At 60.4% G+C, this 19,856-nt stretch carries 19 protein-coding genes; 8 read left to right on the plus strand and 11 right to left on the minus strand.

Annotated features, from left to right (window positions below; genetic code table 11):
• Positions 1 to 12 precede the first annotated feature (12 nt).
• The 9 genes from ACO05M_RS01725 to ACO05M_RS01765 form a co-directional block, all read right to left on the minus strand.
• Entirely contained in the window at positions 13 to 678 is a 666-nt protein-coding gene (locus ACO05M_RS01725) for a response regulator transcription factor (RefSeq protein WP_421870628.1), read from the minus strand.
• A gap of 271 nt (positions 679 to 949) precedes the next feature.
• Positions 950 to 2,362 carry a sodium:solute symporter family protein gene (locus ACO05M_RS01730; protein WP_421866996.1) on the minus strand — a complete coding sequence of 471 codons (1,413 nt, stop codon included), beginning with the start codon at positions 2,360 to 2,362 and terminating at the stop codon, positions 950 to 952.
• Positions 2,363 to 2,526: 164 nt separating this feature from the next.
• On the minus strand, positions 2,527 to 2,892 hold the full coding sequence (locus ACO05M_RS01735) for a RidA family protein (protein ID WP_421866997.1): 366 nt from the start codon (positions 2,890 to 2,892) through the stop codon (positions 2,527 to 2,529).
• The gene (locus tag ACO05M_RS01740; protein ID WP_421866998.1) at positions 2,889 to 4,346 is read right to left on the minus strand and encodes an NAD(P)/FAD-dependent oxidoreductase; all 1,458 of its coding nucleotides are present in this window, start codon (positions 4,344 to 4,346) and stop codon (positions 2,889 to 2,891) included. Before ACO05M_RS01740 ends, ACO05M_RS01735 begins: the two co-directional genes overlap by 4 nt.
• On the minus strand, positions 4,343 to 4,684 hold the full coding sequence (locus tag ACO05M_RS01745) for a (2Fe-2S)-binding protein (protein ID WP_421867000.1): 342 nt from the start codon (positions 4,682 to 4,684) through the stop codon (positions 4,343 to 4,345). The genes ACO05M_RS01740 and ACO05M_RS01745 overlap by 4 nt, the downstream gene beginning before the upstream one ends.
• Complete coding sequence (locus tag ACO05M_RS01750; RefSeq protein WP_421867002.1) at positions 4,668 to 5,795, minus strand: NAD(P)/FAD-dependent oxidoreductase; 1,128 nt, start codon at positions 5,793 to 5,795, stop codon at positions 4,668 to 4,670. Before ACO05M_RS01750 ends, ACO05M_RS01745 begins: the two co-directional genes overlap by 17 nt.
• Before the next feature lie 101 nt (positions 5,796 to 5,896).
• Complete coding sequence (dctP, locus tag ACO05M_RS01755) at positions 5,897 to 6,895, minus strand: TRAP transporter substrate-binding protein DctP (protein ID WP_421867004.1); 999 nt, start codon at positions 6,893 to 6,895, stop codon at positions 5,897 to 5,899.
• A 53-nt stretch (positions 6,896 to 6,948) separates the two neighbouring features.
• Positions 6,949 to 8,247 (minus strand): TRAP transporter large permease, encoded by a 1,299-nt coding sequence (locus ACO05M_RS01760; protein WP_114696972.1) that lies wholly within the window; start codon positions 8,245 to 8,247, stop codon positions 6,949 to 6,951.
• Entirely contained in the window at positions 8,240 to 8,800 is a 561-nt protein-coding gene (locus tag ACO05M_RS01765) for a TRAP transporter small permease (RefSeq protein ID WP_421867006.1), read from the minus strand. Before ACO05M_RS01765 ends, ACO05M_RS01760 begins: the two co-directional genes overlap by 8 nt.
• A gap of 159 nt (positions 8,801 to 8,959) precedes the next feature.
• Between ACO05M_RS01765 and ACO05M_RS01770 the strand changes: the two genes are divergently transcribed.
• The gene (locus ACO05M_RS01770) at positions 8,960 to 9,892 is read left to right on the plus strand and encodes a LysR family transcriptional regulator (protein ID WP_421867008.1); all 933 of its coding nucleotides are present in this window, start codon (positions 8,960 to 8,962) and stop codon (positions 9,890 to 9,892) included.
• Between the two features lie 83 nt (positions 9,893 to 9,975).
• Here ACO05M_RS01770 and ACO05M_RS01775 read toward each other — a convergent pair whose 3' ends face one another.
• Complete coding sequence (locus ACO05M_RS01775) at positions 9,976 to 12,147, minus strand: ankyrin repeat domain-containing protein (protein WP_421867010.1); 2,172 nt, start codon at positions 12,145 to 12,147, stop codon at positions 9,976 to 9,978.
• A gap of 163 nt (positions 12,148 to 12,310) precedes the next feature.
• A complete protein-coding gene (locus ACO05M_RS01780) occupies positions 12,311 to 13,231 on the minus strand; it encodes a LysR substrate-binding domain-containing protein (protein WP_421867012.1) in 921 nt (306 codons plus the stop codon).
• 143 nt (positions 13,232 to 13,374) lie between these two features.
• Between ACO05M_RS01780 and ACO05M_RS01785 the strand changes: the two genes are divergently transcribed.
• From ACO05M_RS01785 to ACO05M_RS01815, 7 genes are all read left to right on the plus strand, one after another.
• Positions 13,375 to 13,854, plus strand: a complete 480-nt coding sequence (locus tag ACO05M_RS01785) for a TRAP transporter small permease (protein ID WP_421867014.1) — start codon at positions 13,375 to 13,377, stop codon at positions 13,852 to 13,854.
• A complete protein-coding gene (locus ACO05M_RS01790) occupies positions 13,847 to 15,145 on the plus strand; it encodes a TRAP transporter large permease (RefSeq protein ID WP_114696967.1) in 1,299 nt (432 codons plus the stop codon). Before ACO05M_RS01785 ends, ACO05M_RS01790 begins: the two co-directional genes overlap by 8 nt.
• 109 nt (positions 15,146 to 15,254) lie before the next feature.
• Positions 15,255 to 16,271: a TRAP transporter substrate-binding protein DctP gene (gene dctP / locus ACO05M_RS01795; RefSeq protein WP_421867016.1), complete on the plus strand. Its 1,017-nt coding sequence runs from the start codon at positions 15,255 to 15,257 to the stop codon at positions 16,269 to 16,271.
• A gap of 128 nt (positions 16,272 to 16,399) precedes the next feature.
• The gene (locus ACO05M_RS01800; RefSeq protein ID WP_421867018.1) at positions 16,400 to 16,798 is read left to right on the plus strand and encodes a (2Fe-2S)-binding protein; all 399 of its coding nucleotides are present in this window, start codon (positions 16,400 to 16,402) and stop codon (positions 16,796 to 16,798) included.
• A gap of 4 nt (positions 16,799 to 16,802) precedes the next feature.
• Complete coding sequence (locus ACO05M_RS01805; RefSeq protein WP_421867020.1) at positions 16,803 to 18,233, plus strand: FAD-dependent oxidoreductase; 1,431 nt, start codon at positions 16,803 to 16,805, stop codon at positions 18,231 to 18,233.
• The gene (locus ACO05M_RS01810; protein ID WP_421867022.1) at positions 18,230 to 19,345 is read left to right on the plus strand and encodes an NAD(P)/FAD-dependent oxidoreductase; all 1,116 of its coding nucleotides are present in this window, start codon (positions 18,230 to 18,232) and stop codon (positions 19,343 to 19,345) included. Before ACO05M_RS01805 ends, ACO05M_RS01810 begins: the two co-directional genes overlap by 4 nt.
• A gap of 107 nt (positions 19,346 to 19,452) precedes the next feature.
• The gene (locus ACO05M_RS01815) at positions 19,453 to 19,800 is read left to right on the plus strand and encodes a RidA family protein (protein WP_421867023.1); all 348 of its coding nucleotides are present in this window, start codon (positions 19,453 to 19,455) and stop codon (positions 19,798 to 19,800) included.
• Positions 19,801 to 19,856: the final 56 nt, after the last annotated feature.

Raw genomic sequence — 19,856 nt, forward strand, 5'->3', positions numbered from 1 at the left:
GGCCGGGCTCGCTTAGCCATCTTTGAGCAATACCCCCTGGCCCGGCAAGGTATGGATTAACGGTCGCTCAAACGGCTTATCCACCTGTTTGCGCAGATGGTGAAGATGCACCTTGAGGCTGTTGCTGTCGGGAAGGGTATCGGGCCACAACAGCTGTTCCAACTGGCGACGGCTCACCACCGCCGGACTGGCGCGGACCAGGGCTTCGAGCAGAATCCAGCCGCTGGGGGTCAATTTCAACGGCTGTCCGGCGCGACTGGCGATACGGGTTTCCAACTCCAGTTTCAGATCCGCCACCTGCAGCTTGCGTACCTGACCGCTACGGCGCTTTGCCAGCGCCCGTAACCGCACGATCAGCTCTTCCATCGCGAACGGCTTGACCAGATAGTCATCGGTTCCGGCCTCAAAGCCGGCCAGCTTGTCATCCAGGGTATCCCGCGCGGTCAACATCAACACCGGCGTGTCGACGCCCTGTGCGCGAAGCTTTTCGCACAGGGTTAGACCATCCATGCGGGGCAACATCAGATCCAACAACAGCACGTCATAGATGTTTTCGGTCGCTAGCGTTAAACCCGCCGGCCCGTTATAGGCATGATCCACCTGGATCTGCTCCAGCGCCAGGTAGTCGGCCACCGAAGCGGCCAGATCACGATCATCCTCGACCAACAGCACCTGCAACGTCTGCCCGCCGACCATCATCGGATCTCCGCCGGCAAACGGCGTCGGATTTGCATATGAATCATAGACAGCACACCCACAGGTTGATCGATCACGGCAGTAAAGCAGCCACCGGGTTAAAGCCGGGTTAATAGTCCGGATTTGAATGGGTTTCGGGCAAGGCCGAAATCAGTTGTCACGAAAATACCGCCAGGCCAATGTCCCGATCACCAGCGTAGTGGCGATCGACAGCCCGGTGACGGAATAGATCAGCAGCTCGTACCAATGCATCTCAACGCTCCTCCCCAAGGGCTGCACCGGGGATCGGCACCCGCGCCAGTCGATAGACCCCGACGAACACGACGATATTGGTCAGCACCCCGGCGATCAGCGCGGTCAGCCCGGTCAAGGCCTGCAGATCGACCGGTCCCCACTTCCAGACGATGGTCACCAGTGCGCCGGCCAGCATCGCCGCCAACGCCGCCCGCTTGCAGTTCAGATCCCACACCACCGCCGCGACAAAGGGGATCAACACCGTCGGTGCCCAGAGTGCATAACTGAGCAGCAGTGCATCGATAATCGAGGTGGCGTACAGCGCGAACAGCACCGCGCCGATACCGATCCCCAGGTTGACACCGCGCTCGATCCATAGCCGTTTTCGCTCATCCACATCCGGGTCGATAAAACTCTGGTAGATATCGCGCACGAACACCACCGCCGACGAGTTGAGGTAGGAGTCGGCCGTGGACATCACCACCGCCAGCAACGCCGCCAACACCAAGCCGGTGATCCCCACCGGCAACGCCGTACGGACCAGCTCGGGCAGAGCCCGGTCCGGACTGATATCGGGGAACAGCACCAGCGCCACCAGGCCGATGGTGGCAGTGCAGAAGTAGAACAGGAAGCCGAAGCCACCGGCCAGGCTGTAACCCCACTTGGCGTTGCGCGCATCGGGGGCGGCCAGGGCTCGCTGGGTATACGGCGGAACCAGGGTTTCACCGAGCAGGTAGGCGATAAACAGGCTGACGAACAGACCGACGCTGTAGTCCCCCATGATACTGAAATGGGCTTCGGGCAGGCGTTCGATCAGCGCCTCGGCGCCACCCACCTGCTGCACCCCGATCAACAACGTCAGCGGCACGAACAGCGCCAACATCAGAAACTGCAGCACATCGGTCTGGATAACCGCCCACATCCCCCCGAGGGTGGAGTAAAGCAGCACCACCGCCATTCCCAGCAAGATGCCGGTGCTGACCTCGACCCCGAGAATGGCGTTAAACACGGTCCCGATCGCCAATGCCTGGGCGCCGAGGATGCCGATACAGTAGATCATCGAGAACAGACCGGTGAACAGCCGCGACGGCGCACCGTAATGGTGGGCCATCACATCGCCGACGGTATGGGCGCCGACGTAGCGCTTGAGCTTAGGCGCCACATAAAGTCCGGTCAGCACGGTGGCGATGGGGAAGGAGGCGGCGACGAACATAAACACGTAGCCGTCGGTGAAGGACTTACCGGCCCGGCCCATCGAGGCGCCACCACCGAGAAACGAGGCAGCCAGGGTGGCGAACAGAATCGGCCAGGTAATCCGGTTTCCGGCCACGGCAAAGTCGTCACTGGTCTTAACCCGGCGCGAACTCAGGTAGCCGATCACAATCAGCAAAATGAAATAGAAGGCCAACCCGGCCAGATCCAACGGATGCATCGTACTGCTCAATAGCGACGTTGTTTTGGCTAAGTATTACCGGTGAGCAGGAGCGGGTCCAGCGTCGCCACTCAGTCAGGGGGCGGATCGACGGTTTGGCAGGGGTAGGTGATTGGGAGGATAGTAAAGAGAGGCGCGCTGACATTAGAGCCAGCGCTAGTGATTCAGAGGGCGGCAACCACAGAGATCTCCACCCGCAGCTCGGGGGAGGCCATGGCCGCTTCAACACAGGCGCGGGCCGGTGCCTGCCCCTTGGGTACCCAGTCATCCCAGACCGCGTTCATCCCGGCAAAGTCGGCCATCTCCTTCAGGTAGATGGTGGCCGACAACAGCTTATCCCGGCTGCTGCCGACACTCTCGAGCAGCTGGTCGACCTTGGCCAGCATGGTGCGGGTTTGGTCGGAAATATCCGCGTTGCGGTCCTCGGCCACCTGGCCGCAGAGGTAAACGGTTTGGTTGTGCACCACCACGCGGCTCATCCGCTCGCTGGTCTGGTAACGCTCGATGCTCTGGTAACGTTCAATGGTCATCGACTGACGCTCCTTTGATAATTTGAAACTTCTGAAGGCTCCGCAACCTGCGGTACCTGCGGTTGTTGATCTTGATCGGCCACCAACCCGGCCACCTCACCCAGGGTCACCGGTTTGATCGGTGAGCGGATGTTGTAATAACCCACCTCTTCCACCGGGCGGTCACTGGCTTCGGCCATCAGCTGCGACACCGTCAACCCACAAAGCCGCCCCTGGCAGGGCCCCATCCCGGCGCGACTGAACGCCTTGGCCTGATTCGGACCGGCGCAGCCGCCGCGAGCAAGCTGGCGGATCTCTCCGGCACGAACCTCTTCGCAACGACAAATCAGGGTCTCATCGCTGGGTCGCAAAAACTCATCGGCGGGACGGTAGAGCCGATCCAGAAACGGTCGAATCGCCAACTGGGAATCAATCTGACGCTGCAGGCTGTTGGCACGATGCTCAAACTCGGCCGCGCCGAGTCGACTCAACTGATTGGCGATCCGGTTGGCGGCACGGCGACCCTGCAATTCGGCCACCAGCGCCCCGCCGATACCGCCGCCATCACCGGCAATAAACACACCGGCCTGGGTCGTTTCACCATAGGAGTCCAACCGGGGCCGCCAGCATTGCTGCAGCTCGTCCCAGTCATGGGCAGCTCCAATCGAGCGACTCAGCTGGACGTTGGGGACCACCCCCTGATGCACCAGCAGGGTCGCACAGTCCAACCGCTGTGGCTGGCCGCCTAGGTGGTAACTCAATCCACAGAGTCGACCCTCCGCATCGGCCTCCGCTCGGAGCTGACTGACGCCGCTCAGGTGTTTAACCCCACGACGGCGTAGTTCGGCCAGCATCGATGCTCCTTTGAGCAGGTAGCGCCAGCCGCGCAACGCGCCGGGCCAGGCCGACAGCGATTCCAGATAGCGGCGCCGTGGTGTGGTCTCAAGCAGTGCCTCGATCTCAACCCCGGCTCGACTCAGCTGGCAAGCAATCAGCAGCAACAGCGGGCCGGAACCGACAATAATTAAGGGGCCATTGGGCGCCAGGCCGCTAGTTTTCAACATGATCTGGGCCGCCCCGCAGGTCATCACCCCCGGCGTGGTCCAGCCGGGGAACGGCACCGGACGCTCCTGGGCGCCGGTGGCGATCAGCAACCGCTGGAAACCGATCTGGCGACTCTGACCATCGACGGTCAGACAGAGGGTGTCGGTTCGAACCTCCCACACCATGGCGCCACTGAAATCTGTGATCTGCGGGTGATCCAGCGCCTCCACCAGGCGTTCACCGGCATAGTAATCCGGCCCCAGAATCTCCCGTTGACGCAACGCCGGGCTGCCGACATTGCGGTAAATCTGTCCGCCGGGACGGGCTTGCTCATCGATCAGGGCCACCTGGAGTCCGCTTTCGGCTGCCGTAACAGCGGCAGCCATCCCGGCCGGGCCAGCACCGATAATGGCGAGATCATAATGATTCATCGGTTTTCTCCCGCGTCTTTTTCCGTGTCCGCGGGCACGGCACGAATGCCCCGTTGGAAACGGACCTGCATCCCCTCTCCGACCGCCGTCATGCAACCCTGGCTATTGGCCTGGCCGTCGATCTCCATCAGGCATTCGAAGCAGACACCCATCATGCAGTAGGGCGAGCGGGCACTGTCCGACACCGGGGTGGTACGGGTCGGCCCCAGGCCTGCCGCCAATACGGCAGCGGCGACGCTCTCACCTTCGCGGGCCGTCACCGGCTGCCCTTCGACCCAGATACAGACTTCGGCAGCGGCGTTGGCAGGCAAGCGTTTGAAGTTAGAAACGGTCGCCATGGAAAACCTCCAATTCAAGTTCGCCGGCATTGTTTTCACCGGCAATCCAGTCCGCGATCGGACCGGCATGGACCGCCGCCAGCGTGACACCGCTATGGCAGGTGACCAAATAGGCTCCGGGGTGGCTTTCGCTCTGTTGATAGATCGGATAGCCGTCGGGGGTCATCACCCGCAACGCGCCCCAGGAGCGCACCAGCCGGACCTGCTCCAGCGCGGGAAACATTCGAATCGCCCGCGCGGCGATCGCGGCCTCCACCTCGGTGGTGGTACCGCAGTCGAAACCGACATCTTCCTTGGAATCACCGCATTGAATCGTGCCTTCGGCGGTCTGGCGAACATGGCCATTGGGGTAGTTCAGCAACGGCTGCACCCGCTCGGCGATCAGCACCTGGCCCCGATTGGGCTCCAGCGGCGCATTCAACCCCACCTGAGCCGCCAGTGACTTATTACCCAGCCCGGCAGCCAACACCACCCGTCCGGTCTCCCGAGCCCAGCCAGCACCCTGAAGTCGGAACGCGCCATTGTGGGATTCAATCCGTTCCACCGGGCCGTCGGTCAGGAGCTGACCACCGGCATCGAGAAAACGTTGCACCATCGCCCGCATCAGCAGCAATGGGTTAACATGGCCATCCTCCGGCCCCCAGGTAGCTCCGGCCACGGTCGATCCGACTGCCGGTTCTTTGTCCCTCAGTGCGGCCGGATCCAACACCTCGAACGGATAGTCGCCATCGTGCTGACGGCGCATCGATTCCAGCATCTCGACCCTTTTCTGCAGCTCGTCCTGCTCCAGACAGATAAACAGACCGCCCCGCTGGGTCAGCTGCACATCAATCCCGGTGGACGCCTGCAAACCTGCGGCGAAGTCGCCCCAAAGGCGCGCCGAGCGACGACTCAAGCGGGCGTAGGCCGGGCAGGTATCGCCCTTGCCCTGGACCCAGACCAGGCCGAAATTGCCCCGCGAGGCTCGCAAAGCCAGATCACCCTCATCCACCACCGCGACCCGAAGGCCCCGGTCCTGCAGACCCAGCGCGACGGCCAACCCCACCAGGCCACCACCGATGACGGTGATGTCGGCCTCAACGCGGCCCATCTTTGCAGCTGCGCTCATCATCTTTTCTCCCGAGGAAAACGACTGTTACCGGTGTAGGGCTGGCGCATCGATCGCTACCGTCGCAGCGGCAGCAACCGACAGCCCAGCGACCTCAGGCAGGATTAGTTGGCAGCCTGGTCCAGGATGCTCTGGCCCCAGCTGGCACCCACATCTTCCAGAATCTGCGGCCAGACTTCGGCACGAACCTTCTTGGCTGCGGCGGCCAGTTCGGCATCGCTCAGGCGAACGATGGTGGCGCCGTTATCGGCCAGCTTCTGCTCGTAAGCGGCCTGATCGGATTCGGCCCGCTCCCAACGCTTGGCCTCAAACGCCAGCGCGGCCTTCTGCAGCGTGTCGCGCTCGTCGGCATCCAGGTCGGCCAGGGTTTCGGAGTTGATGATCATGTACCAGACCTCGAAGTGAGTGTTGACCGGCAGGTAGGTCTTGGTCACATCGCGGAACGAGGCGTAGTAGCCCTCGGCACCGGAGCCGATCACCCCGTCGACCACACCGGTCTGAACCGCGGTAAAGGCTTCGGAGAACGGAATCGGCGAGCTGATGTAGCCCAACGAGTCACCGGTGAGCTGGAAGCTCTTGATACCCGGTACCCGGACCTTGATCCCTTTCTTGACGTCGACATCACCCGGAGACACGGCATCACGGTTCAGCGCGATACCGCCGAAGTAGACCGGGTAGGCCGCCAGCATGGTGATGTCCTGCTTGGCGTACAGCTTCTTCATCGCATCGTAGATGGCACCACCGGGGCCGTAGATCTTGCGCGCCTGCTCCCAGTTCTCGGCAATGTAGGGGAAAGAGCTGATCTGCATCTTACGGTCAGCGGCGGCAGCCGCCGGTTGTACCGCCATGTCCACGGCACCGACAGAGATACGCTCCTGCACCGAGGTGTAATCCCCCAACGCACTGGCCGCGTAGATCTTGACTTTCAAGCCACCATCGGTGGCCTGCTTAACCTCACTGGCAAACGCATTGATCTCCTGATCAATGATCGCTCCCTGCGGGCGAACATGGCTGATCTTCAGGGTGGCGGCTTCGGCAGCGGTAATGGCTCCCAATGTCAGCGAAAGCGTCAGGGCGAGTTTCTTGGTCAGCGTATTACGCATGATGTTCTCCTTTATTGTTTTACAGTTCCCGGAGGAAAGGTTCGGTCTTGCGTTTAATAACCCAGCATCTGGGGAATAAATTCGGACAGCTCGGGCCAGATCAGCACCAGCGCCACCACCGGCAGGTAGCCGAACAGCAGCAGCACCATGGCCGGCTTGATGATTTCGGTGAATTTGACGTTACCGATACGGGCGCCCAGGTAGAGGATGCTGGCGTACGGCGGCGTCACCCCGCCCATCGCCGTGGTCACCCCCATGATGGCGGCGAACTGGATCGGGCTGACCCCGAGCGCTTCCATCAACGGCATCAGCAGCGGTGCGGTCAGGATGATGGCGGTGATGTCGTTAACCACCATGCCGATCAGGAACAGGAACAGGGTCACCAGCAGCAACAGCAGAGTCTTGTTTTCGGTGATCTCGAAGATCGCCTCCACCAGCGCCTGGGGAATGTCTTCCATCACGAAGATCTGGCTCAGCATCAGGCTGAACAGGATCATGATCAGAATCGCACCCACCGCAGTGGCCGACTCCTTGCCGGACTCCAGGAACGACTGCCAGGTCAGGCCCTTGTAGATCATGAAGCCCACCGGCAGGGCGTAGATCACCGCCACAGCGGCCGCTTCGGTGGGGGTCATCACGCCGCCGTAGATACCGCCGAGAATGATGACCGGCATCAGCAGCGCCGGGACCGCATGCACGGTGTTGCTGCCGGCCTGTTTGATCATTTCACCGAACGCGACCGGCTCGTCGAGCACCAGGTCAAACTTGCGCGCCATCACCAGGTTGACCACCGCAAAGTTGAACATGATCAGCAGCCCCGGCCCGAGGGTGGCCAGGAAGCTGGCCAGGATCGACGTCTCGGTGACCCAGCCGTAGACGATCATCGTCACACTGGGCGGAATCAGCAGCCCCAGGATCGACGAGTTGGCGATCAGCGCGGTGGCGTAGGCACGGGGGTAACCCTTGCGCTCCATCTCCGGGATCAACAGCGGGCCGATGGCCGCGATACCGGTCAGGCCGGAGCCGGAGATCGCGCCAATAATGGCGCAGCTGACCGACGCCACCACCCCGAGGCCACCGCGGATACGGCCGACGAAGACATTCACGAATTTGAGCAGACTGGCGGCGATGCCACTGACGCTCATGATGGTACCGGCGAACACGAACAGCGGGATCGCCAGCAGCACCGGGTTGGTCAGCTGACCAAAGCCCCACAGCATCATGCCCTTCATGGTGGCGTCCCCGACCAGGGTCATCACCATCAGGCCGGCGCCGAAGCAGAACGGCAGCGGCACGCCGAGGCTCAACAGAAAGATCAGTACCAAGAAGGCAAGCAGTGCGATCTCAACCATGGGTCTTGTCCTCCTGGGGCTCCAGAATCTGGAATTCGTCTAGTTCGCTGGTGTGGGGATGCTCGTGATCGATCGGGGTATCCAGTTCTTTGCCGCCTCGACAAAGGGCCCGGATATGGCCGATCAGGTGCCAGCCCACGTACAGGCTCATCGCCGCCAATGCCAGGAACAGCGCCGACTCGTAGATCAGCGTGGGCAGATACAGAGTGGGGGTCTCCTTGCCGACGCGGATGGCGTAACGCAGGTAGTCCCAGGCCCAGGAGGTCAGCCACAGCGAGATCACCAGGCTCAGGCTTTCTGAGATCACCAGCAGAATATGGCGGGCCCGTTCGGTGCTGAGGAAGATCTCCAGCACGTTGGCACGGATCTGGGTGTCTTCACGGGACGCGTTGACCGCGCCCAGGGCGTAGAGCCACAGGGTGGGAATCATCGCCACCTCTTCCAGCCCCATCACCGGGGTCTCGAACACGTAGCGAGTGATGACCTGGACGAACTGAAAACCAGCTACGGTGCTGATCAGTAACGCCAGGACATAACGGAAGATTCTCTCCATTTTTTTGTCTCTTTAATGTTGGAGGGGATCGACGGATCGGCAGCCGATCCAGTGGGAGATATGGTCAAATAGCGACCAAATAACATCAAATCGTTTATTTTCGACACTTGATAACATAGTGTTATATGACAATGATTCAGACACAGCAGGAGAACAACCATGGCCCGGCTCAGCTTTCGTCAGGTGGAAGCCTTTCGCGCGGTGATGATTGCCGGAACCACCACCGGTGCGGCCGACATCCTCTATGTCTCGCAACCAGCGATCAGCCGGCTGCTGGCCGATTTCGAGGAAAGTGTCGGGGTGAGTCTGTTTGAGCGGCACAAGAAGCGGCTGGTGCCGACCCCCGAGGCGATGATTCTGTTCGAGGAGGTGGAGAAATCGTTCGTTGGGATCGAGAAACTGTCGCGAACCGCCGAGGAGCTGCGTCACTTCCACCGCGGCACCCTGCGGATCGTCTGCATGCCCGCCCTGGCCCAGGACTTCATGCCCAAGGTGGTGCACCGGTTCATGCAGAAATACCCGGGGATTCAGGTCACCCTGCAGGTGCGTAGCTCGCAGCAGGTGGCCGACTGGATCGCCACCCAGCACTTCGATATCGGGATCTCGGCGATCAAGGTGTCGGATCCGGCGATCGAGGTGGAAACCCTGGCCGACAGTGAGCTGCTCTGTATCCTGCCGCCCAACCATCGCCTGGTGGATAAGGCCGTCATCGTGCCGGAGGATCTGGAGGGGGAGATGTTCGTGTCGCTCGGAACCGAGCAGAGTGTGCGCTACAAGGTGGACGAGGTGTTCGAGCGCGCCGGGGTCAAACGCCAGCTGATGTTCGACACCCAGGTCTCCCACGTCGCTTGCGCCTTCGTCCTGGATGGCGGCGGGGTCTCGCTGGTGGATCCGGCCACCGCGATCAACTACGCCCAGCGTGGGCTGGTGGTAAAACCCTTCGCCCCGGCGGTACCGTTCAACTTCGCGGTAATCTTCCCGGCCACCCGCTCCAAATCCCGGATGGCCACCGCCTTTACCACAGAACTTCGACAACAACTGGCCACCCTGGCGGCACAGAGTGACGGACTGTTTCGTTACGGGTCCAGGTAAAGGGCTTTATTGCGATTCGATTTCGAGCGTCACCCCTGAAACAACCGAAGCCCATAACCGGTCATATCAGCCTTTTCGAAGCCTTAGCGACTCAGGATGGTAAAACGTTCGCCGCTGTAACGCCCCTGGAAGCTTGTCGGTGTCAGGCCGGTGATGGTTTTCAACCGATACAGGCTGTTATTGAACTCTCTGGAGTTACGCTTGTAGGCGTAGAAAGCCCCACCGCCTACCTGACAGTCACCGCAGTTCGAGGGCTTACTGGTGAAGACGTCCACCGGAACTCCCTGTTGCAGCCCTTGCACTCGTTGGCCATGAAAACCGGCAAGGATGACGCCATCGATTTTCACACTGCCCGAATTCTTGATCCTCCAAAGGGTCGGTTCATAAGCCATCAACGCCAACACCACCGGTGAATCCTTAACCGACAGCGTAATATCGACGGTTCTCTCCGGGTGTTGAGACGTCATCTTCCGATGACACTGCTGCATCCCTTTAGGGCTTTGATCTGGACACTTGGCCCACCAGGGACGGCCATCGTCTTTCGACTTGGACTTCCCTTCATAAACTCCGACGACATGCAGTTGTGAGTCGGGCGAATACTGCCGTGAAGGCACGGTGATCTTAGGGACTTCGATCTTCTCGTAACGATTCGACACCTCTCTGCTGGGCTGTGACTCATTCAGATAGGTGACTTTCACCAGGCTGTTCAAGACATTGATCGAGTCCGAGTCATCCAGCTTTTTTCGTACTTCCTGGATCATATGGCGATTAACGGCGTTGAGGTTAACGGTGGGTTTACGATCAAACAGCGCAACGAAGAGTTCCGTCGCCACACCGGTCTGACCCCGCTCTTCCTCTTGTTCGACTCGTTGAGCCAGGTCTTGCAACGTGTGCCAGAAGATCCTGTTATCATAATCCAACCGTGCGTCATGTCTGACGAACAACAGCGCCAAACTGTCCTTACCTTGACGGATCAGAGCGGTCAGCAAATCCGTTTGCCTCTTGCTGCGCTGCTGACCAAAATTGATGTCAGCACCATTCTCCAGCAAGATCTCGACACCCTCCTCATATCCCCGCCTTGCCGCCAATAGAACTGCGTTCTGATTCGAGCCATCAGTTAATACGTTAATTTCTGCCCCCTCTTTCAGCACCCGTTGAACAACCTCTGCGTAGTCTGGGTACTTATTGGGGTTTCGTTCAGCCAGCACCAGCATTGGGGCGGTCCCTTTGGAATCCAACATATTCACATCCGCTCCAAGTGCCAGCAGCCGATCTATCTGCTTCAGATCCACTGCCCGAATTGCTTGAAACATCGGCGTGTATCCCGACCTTCCGGGTCTATTGATATCCACCTTCTTGCCCTCAAGCAGATCTTCGAGTCCCAACTGAGGAGAGGTCGCAATCAGTTGGGCCACGGTTAGATCATTATTGAAGGGAACATTGGCATCAGCCCCGCGCTCGATCAGCAAACGAACTGCGGTCCACTTGCGCGTTGATGCAAACCGCGACAACGCCGTATCACCCCGGTTATTTTGCTGATTGATCGGTAACCCCCGATCCAACAGGAAGTCAGCTATCTGAATATTCTTGGCATTTGCCGCCTGCAACAGCAGTCCATTCCCCTGACGATCACGGGTAGTGATATCGGCTCCCGCCGAGATGAGCCGTTCGACGGTGTCACGCTGACCTAGGCGAACGGCTTCCGCCAAAGGGGTTTTTCCATCCGCATCTTTGGCTTCCAAGGGAGCCCTTCTGTCGAGAAGATAGTCGACGACCTCCAGATTACCGCTGGCGGCGAAGACATGCAGAAGTGACTTTCCCCGACCGTCTTTCCCATCCAGCCTTGCCCCACGTTCTTCCATGCTTTTAATCAATGTTCGGCCGTTGGCATGGTCTACCAGATAGAAAACCGCCGTCCTGTTGTTGTCATCCCGACGATTGATATCGACACCTTGGGCTAACAACAGATCCATCGCCTGCAGCAAGGGCTCGGTTTCAAGCCGTCGGCTCCGTTGCAACAACGCATGCAACAGCGTGCCGCCTGATCGGGTAATCGGGAAGTTGATTTTGGAAGAGGGTATGGTTTCAACCAGCTCACGCACCGATGCCATATCGCCCTGCGCGACTTTCTGGAGAAAAACACGCTGTTCGGACTCCGATAACGCTTGGGCACTAGGGCTGACACAGAACGCCAGCAGTGCAAAAGTTAAGGCAGAGAATACTCGCCCTGCGGTATTCAAAGATGAAAACGGCATGAGATAACCCTCCGTGGTGATCAGTGCGTAGAAATCCTTTCCTCACGCAACCCTAGCAGAAGCCCAAATCGGCAACAAACAGCCAGGGCCGATAAGACAAGAATTCTCACTGCGAGACACTGCCATCATCATCCGGCAACGATCATTCCTCCTTTCGATCAGATCATGACTCAAACATCCGGTTGATCCGCTCGATCTCGTCGCGCAGCAGTTCGACAAAGGCCGCCCCCAGCCTCGACGCGGGACGGTGGGCCGGTTGCAGAATCGACACCGACAGCACCACCTCCGGGTCAAAGGGTTTGAATACCAGGGTGCGGTTGCTGCCCTGGTAGTCATAGTAACTGGCCGCGGTCATCGGGTCGCAGATGCAGTAACAGAGTCGTTCTTCCACCAGTTTCAGCGCCGGCTGGAAGTTTCGCAGCTCGAAGCGCTGGTTGAAGTCGGCCCCGGCGGCGCTGAAGGCGTCCTTGGTGGCGATCAGGTTGGGGTGATCCTGCTGCAGGGTGGCCAACGGCAGTCCGGACAGGTCCTGCGGTTCGAGGCGGGCTTTTTCCGCTAACGGATCATCGGCCCGCACCGCACAGACACAGCGCAGTTCGAAGGTTTCCACCGCCAGCGCCCGGTTCGGCGCCGGGGTTTCCGCCAGGCCAAGATCGTACTGCTGCGAGGTGACCCACTCCTCGATCACGCTGGAAGCGCGCATCATCAGCGACACCTTCACCTTGGGCTTTTCTCGTACGAAGTCGGCCACCAGCCGCGGCATCATGAACTGGGACGAAGCCGGCATACAGGCGATCCGCAACCGCCCCTCTTTCAGGTTGCCGATCTCCTGCATGGTGCGAGTCGATTGGGCCAGCCGCTCCAGAATCGCCTCGGTCTCATCGAGGAAATAGTAGGCCTCGGGTACCTTGATCAATCGGCCACGCTGTCGCTCGAACAGGGCCAGGCCCAACTCTTCTTCCAATCCGGCGATCATCGCGCTGACCGCCGGCTGGGTCCGATTCAATGCCCGGGCCGCTTCGGAGATCGAACCGGTGCGCATCACTTCCCGAAATGCCTGCAATTGCCGAATACTGAGGTGCATATAACCCTCTGATAATCATGGTTGATTTAATAGACCATAGAAAAAACTGATACAGATATCAATATTATCATTTTGATTTTATAGCCTGACGAGCGGAACCTGTCCTCAACACAACAACAAGACAGCCAGTTGAGGAAACATCGATGAATCGATTTGCCAGCCTGCTGCTAACCGGGCTGATCTGCCTGGTCGCCGGTGGGCAATTTGTCCAAGTCATCACCCGCTACGTCCTCGAAGTACCGGTGATGGGGCTCGAAGAGAGCCTGCTCTATCCAACCCTGTGGCTCTACGTCCTGGGCGCCGTCAACGCCTCCCGTGAAAACACCCATATCCGTGCCAACGTGCTGGAGATCTTCCTCAGCACCGAGCGTCAGGCCATTCTGCTGGCGACCCTTGGCGAGATCCTGAGCCTGATCGTCGGCTGCTGGCTGACCTACTGGGCCTGGGACTTCACCAAGTACTCCTGGCGGGTCTGGAAAGAGAGCCCAACCCTGTACATCCCGACGTTCTATGTCGATGTGGCGCTGTTGATCGGCATGGTGCTGATGATGCTCTACACCGCTTACCACCTGTTTGGCCATCTGCGCAGCCTGTTTGCATCCAAGGAGTCCCATCATGGTTGAGATTGCACTGATCGCGGTGGCCGTGCTGGTCATCCTGCTGACCCTGGGCGTGCCGTTGCCCTACTGCTTCGGCGGCGGCCTGATGGTGATGTACTTCCTTGGCGATGTGATCATGAAGGGCAACATGCTGTGGGGCTTCCAACAGCTGGGTAACCCGGTATTGCTGGCGATTCCGCTGTTCGTCCTGGCCGGCACCATCATGAGTGTCAGCGGGATAGCCGCCAGCCTGCTCCGTTTCGTCAACATCTTCGTCGGCCACCTGCGCGGCGGTCTGGGTGTTGTCGCCACTGTCAGTTGCGCGCTGATCGGCGCAATCTCCGGCTCTGGTCTCACCGGGGTTGCGGCGATCGGTCCGCTGCTGATTCCTGAGATGGAGAAGCAGGGTTATCCCCGTGAATACGCCACCGCGCTGATCGCCAACGCTTCGCTGCTGGGTCTGCTGATTCCGCCGAGTGTGACCATGATCGTCTACGGCTGGGTCACCGACACCTCGATCCTGGCCTGCTTCCTGGCCACCCTGGGTCCGGGCCTGCTGATCATGGCCAACTTCTCGGTGGTCAATGTCTGGATGGCACGCAAGTTCAACCTGGTGCTGGAAGAGCGTCCCAAGGGTGCCGACTTTATCGAAGAGGTAGGTCGTCGCGGCTTCAAGGCGACCCCGGCGCTGCTGATGCCGGTGATCATCCTCGGCGGTATCTACGGCGGCATCATGACCCCGACTGAAGCCGCTGCCGTGGCCGTGATCTACGCCATCCCGGTGGGCTTCCTGATCTACAAGGGTCTGGATTGGAAAACCTTCTTCGGTGCCGGTAAAGAGGCCTCCACCTCCGTTGGCGCGATCATGCTGATGATCCTGTTCTCGATGATCCTGTCGCAGATGTTCGTACTCGAGAGCATCCCGCAACAGCTGGTCGAAGCGATCTTCTCGATCACCGAAAACAAAACCCTGCTGCTGATCCTGATCAACGTGCTGCTGTTCCTGGTCGGCATGGTGGTCAACGACGTCACCGCCATCATCCTGATCGCGCCGCTGCTGCTGCCGCTGATGGAAGCGATCGGCGTCAGCCCGGTCCAGTTCGCCGCCATCATGGGCGTCAACACCGCCATGGGCGGGGTGACTCCGCCGTACGCCTCGATCCTGTACCTGGGTGCCCGGATCGGCAAGGTCAAGGTCACCAAGGTGATCAAGCCGGCGATGATCCTGATTCTGACCGGTTACCTGCCGGTGGTGTTCCTGACCTCCTTCTGGGACGACCTGTCACTCGGCCTGCCGCGTTTCTTCGGCTACTGAGCAACGGATCACCCAACACACTGAATTGCTATCGCAGTACCGGGGCAAGCGGCTTGCCGCAAGCCCCAACAGAAAGACAACAACGACAACCAATAATGAGGATAAACCTATGAAAAAGTCGTTTCTTTCCAGCTCTTTCCTGAAAAAGCCGCTAAGCGCCGCGATGATGACCGGACTGCTGATCGGCGGTGCGGTTGAAGCCGCGACCCTGAAGATCAGCCACATCCGTCCGCAAGGCGCGATCGTTGATCAGGAACTGAAAGTGTTCGCCTCCGACGTTGAGAAAGCCACCGAAGGCGATGTGAAGGTCAAGATCTTCGCCGCCAGCGCACTGGGCGACTACACCACCGTTCAAGAGCGCATCTCCGTTGGTGCCGTCGACATGGCGGTTCAGCCGGCTGCGACTGCTGCCTCTCGCCAGATGCAGATCACCTACTTCCCGTACGTTGCCGCTAACTGGAAAGAAGCCAAAGTGGCTTACGGTCCGGGCGGTGCGATCTACGAAGCGATGAAAGAGCTGTACGCCAAGCAGGACATCACCATGCTGGCGGCCTACCCGGTTTACTTCGGTGGTGTCGCACTGAACCGTGACGCCGTTTCTCCGGGCGATGCCAACGTCGAGAAAGGCATCAAGGTCCGGGTACCGGGCATCAAGAGCTTCCAGCTGACCTCCGATTCCCTGGGTTACATCAGCTCGCCGATTCCGTTCTCCGAAGCCTTCACCGCGGTACAGACCGGTGTGGTTGACGGAGTCATCGGTTCCGGTGCCGAGGGTTACTACGCCTCCTTCCGCGACGTCACCAAGACCTACGTGCCGGTCAACACCCACTTCGAAGCCTGGTACATGCTGATCAACTCCGAAACCCTGGCCGACATGGACAGCGAAGACCGTGACGCGCTGCAGAAAGCCGCCAAGACGTTCGAAGCCAAGCGCTGGGAGCGTGCCGAAGCCGACCAGAGCGACTACGAGCAGAAGCTGGCCGACTACGGTGCCACCATCGTTAAGCTGAGCGACGAAGAGCTGGCGGCTGCCGCCAAGAAGGTTCGTGCTGAAGTTTGGCCGCAGATCCTCGAAGACATCGGCGCCGAATGGGGCCAGGGCATCCTCGACAAGATCGCCAACTAAGTCTCCCGCTTAGGTCGTCAAGTCAGGGGGCCCCGGCTCCCTGACTGACCCGCTGCCGAGCACTCGATCACCATTTCGGCGCTCGGCAGCCATCTCAACCACTCAACCGAATTGTCTGGATTGTGATCATGTTTCGCTCCCTCGCCTCCGACACCAATGAACCGATCGAGCTGTCCATCAACGGCCAGCGTCAACGGGTACCGGCCGGTATCTCGGTCTGGGCTGCCATGGCATTGAGCGACCAGACCACCACCCGCATCGCCCCGGTGACCGAACAGCCCCGCTCCGCCTACTGTGCCATGGGTGTCTGCTTCGAATGCCTGGTCGAGATCGACGGAATGCCCAATCGCCAGGCCTGCCTGGTGCGCGTTCAGCCGGGCATGCAGATCAACCGTCAACAGATTACCGAACAGTCCCAGGCTGAAGCCCCAAACAGCGAGCATCAGCCACCGACGGCACAACAGTCCTCTGCCCAAGCGCAGGGACAGTCACAACCCCAGGTCGATGACCTGGCCACGGAAATTTGAAGCCATGAACAGCTACGATATCGCCATCATCGGTGCCGGTCCGGCCGGCATGTCGGCAGCCATCACGGCCAGCCAAGCCGGCGCCCGAGTCGTGGTGCTGGATGATAAGCCCCGTGCCGGCGGCCAGATCTACCGTAATGTCAGCGCCAGCCCGTTAACGAATCCGGAGCAATTGGGCCCCGATTACCTTCGCGGCGCCGAGCTGGTCGACGCCTTCGAGCAGTGCGATGCCGAGAAACGCTACGGCGCCACCGTCTGGCATGTCGGCGATAACGGCGAGGTGTTGTTCTCCCAACAGGAGCAGACCCACAGCCTGACCGCCCGTGAACTGATGGTCGGCTGCGGCGCCATGGAGCGCCCGTTCCCGATCCCCGGCTGGCACCTGCCCGGGGTGATGTCCGCCGGCAGCGCCCAGGTGATGCTCAAGTCCGATGCGCTGGTTCAGGACAACGCCGTGTTCGCCGGCAGCGGCCCGCTGCTGTACCTAATCGTGGCCCAGTACCTGCGCCTGGGCGTAAAAGTCAAAGCCCTGGTCGACACGACCCCGAAGGCGAATTATCTAGCCGCCATGGGCCAGGGCCTGGACCTGCTGTCCCAACCCGCGATGCTGGTCAAAGGGCTGGGGCTGCTGAACGAAATCCGTCAAGCCGGGGTTCCGGTTCACCGCTTTGCCCGCGATCTGGAAGTGATCGGCGACGAGCGTGTCAGCGGACTGCGCTGGCTCAACGACAAGGGCTCCGAACAGATCAACTGCGAACACCTGTTCCTGCATCAGGGTGTGATCCCGAACCTGAATATGACCCGCTCGCTGAACCTCAAGCACCACTGGTGCGAGCAGCAGCTGTGTTGGAAACCCAGCCTCGACAGCTGGGGCCAGAGTTCGATCGCCTCGATCTCGGTGGCCGGTGACAGCAGCGGTATCGTCGGCGCCGACGGTGCCGAACGCATGGGTCGACTGGTAGCCCTCAATCAACTGGCACGATTAGCGATGATCAGCCTCGATGAGCGCGATCAGCGTGCCCAGAGTGATCAGAAGCAACTGGCCAGCCTGAACCGCTTCCGCCGCTTTATCGACCGGCTCTACCAACCCATAGAGCAGCACCGGATTCCGGAAAAGGCAGAGACCGTGGTCTGTCGCTGCGAAGAGCGAAACCTGGGCCAATTGCGCACCGAATTCGAGCGCGGCGCCCGCGGCCCCAACGAGCTGAAGATGATGAGCCGCTGCGGCATGGGGCCCTGCCAGGGTCGTCAGTGCGGCCATACCATCAGCGAACTGCTGGCCAGCTGGCGTGGTGAGCGGGTCGACGAGGTCGGCTACTACCGACTGCGCTCGCCGATGCGACTGCTGAATCTGACCGAGCTGGGTCGCTTCAGCCGTGTCGAACCCACCCAAACCGATAGTGCCGCCGTCAGCATTCAGGAGCCGAGCCGATGAAACCCGAGGTACTGATTATCGGCGGCGGCATCCAGGGCTGCTCCACCGCCTATCACCTGGCCAAGCAAGGGGTCAGCGTCACGGTGCTGGAGAAGGACTGGGTCTCACGCCACGCCTCCGGCGTCAACGCCGGCGGTGTCCGCCTGCTGGGTCGTCATGTCGCCGAAGTGCCGCTGAGCAAGGCGTCGATGCAGCGCTGGCAGCAGCTGGATGATGAACTCGACGCCGACACCGGCTTCCGTCGCCGTTCGCTGATCAATATCGCCGCCGATGAGGCCGATATGCAGACCCTGCAGACCCGGCAGCAGCAGATGCACGAACTGGGATTTTTCCACGAGCAGATCCTCGATCAGCGGGAGCTGCGTGAACGCCTGCCGCAGGTTGCCGAGCACTGTGTCGGCGGCGTGGTCTCCGAGCAGGACGGCTACGCCATCCCGTACCAGAGCACCAACGCGTTCCGCCATGCCGCAGTCCGTCTCGGTGCCCGTTTCGTCGAAGGTTGTCAGGTTCAGAGCCTGCGTCAGGTCGGCGGTTCCTGGCTGGTGGAAACCAATCAGGGCCGCTTCGAAGCCGGTCGCCTGCTCAACTGCGCCGGTGCCTGGGCCGACAAGGTTTCGGTGATGATCGGTGACAATGTGCCGATGTCCTACAGCGCACCGATGCTGATGATCACCACCCGAATGCCGCATTTCGCCACTCCGGTGGTCGGCGCCGTCAGCCGCCCGCTGTCGTTCAAACAGTTTGAGAACGGCACCGTGCTGATCGGTGGCGGCGCCAAGGGGTTTGCCGACCGGGACAACAACCGCACCCGGCTCGACTACGCCAAGCTGGCCGCCGGCGCCCGCAACGCCACCGAGTTTTTCCCGATCATGAAGACCGCCTCGGTCAACCGCATGTGGGCCGGGCTGGAGGCCTATCTGCCCGACAACCTGCCGGTGCTCGGCGCCGCGGTCAACGCCGCCAATGCCTGGCATGCATTTGGTTTCTCGGCCCACGGTTTCCAGTTGGGGCCGATCGTCGGCGAGATCATGGCCGGCCTGATCACCGGCAACGAAAGCCGTTTCGATCTGACCCCATTCCGGGTCGACCGGTTCGAGCGTAAAGTGCTTTAATCAAGCCCCCGGAATCCATCATGAATGCCCCGATTCTTACCAATTCATTTGCTTATCGAACCCCGTCGGCCACGCGCCGCAATCGACAATCAGGAGTACCACAGAGCATGTCTATCGAACGTATTGGCTCTACCGAGCGCATGAGCAAAATCGTCAAACACAACGGCACCGTCTACCTGTGCGGCCAGACCGCCGGTGACGCCAACTGGGACATCGCCGAGCAGACGCGTCAGTGCCTGGCCAAGGTTGAGGCGCTGCTGGAAGAGGCCGGCAGCAGCCGTGACAAGATCCTGTCCACCACCATCTACATCCGCGACATCAAAGATTTCGCCGCCATGAACGTGGTCTGGGATGAGTGGGTTTCCGATATCCCCAAGCCGGCTCGTGCCTGCGTTGAAGCCCGCATGGCTCGCCCGGAAATCCTGGTCGAACTGTCGGTCGTCGCCGCACAGTAATCGCACCGATTCCACGGCGGCGTATCCGCTTGCCCCTGCTCCATCGACGCCTTACC

This window comes from Motiliproteus sp., from assembly GCF_965230735.1.
Classification (GTDB): domain Bacteria; phylum Pseudomonadota; class Gammaproteobacteria; order Pseudomonadales; family Balneatricaceae; genus Motiliproteus.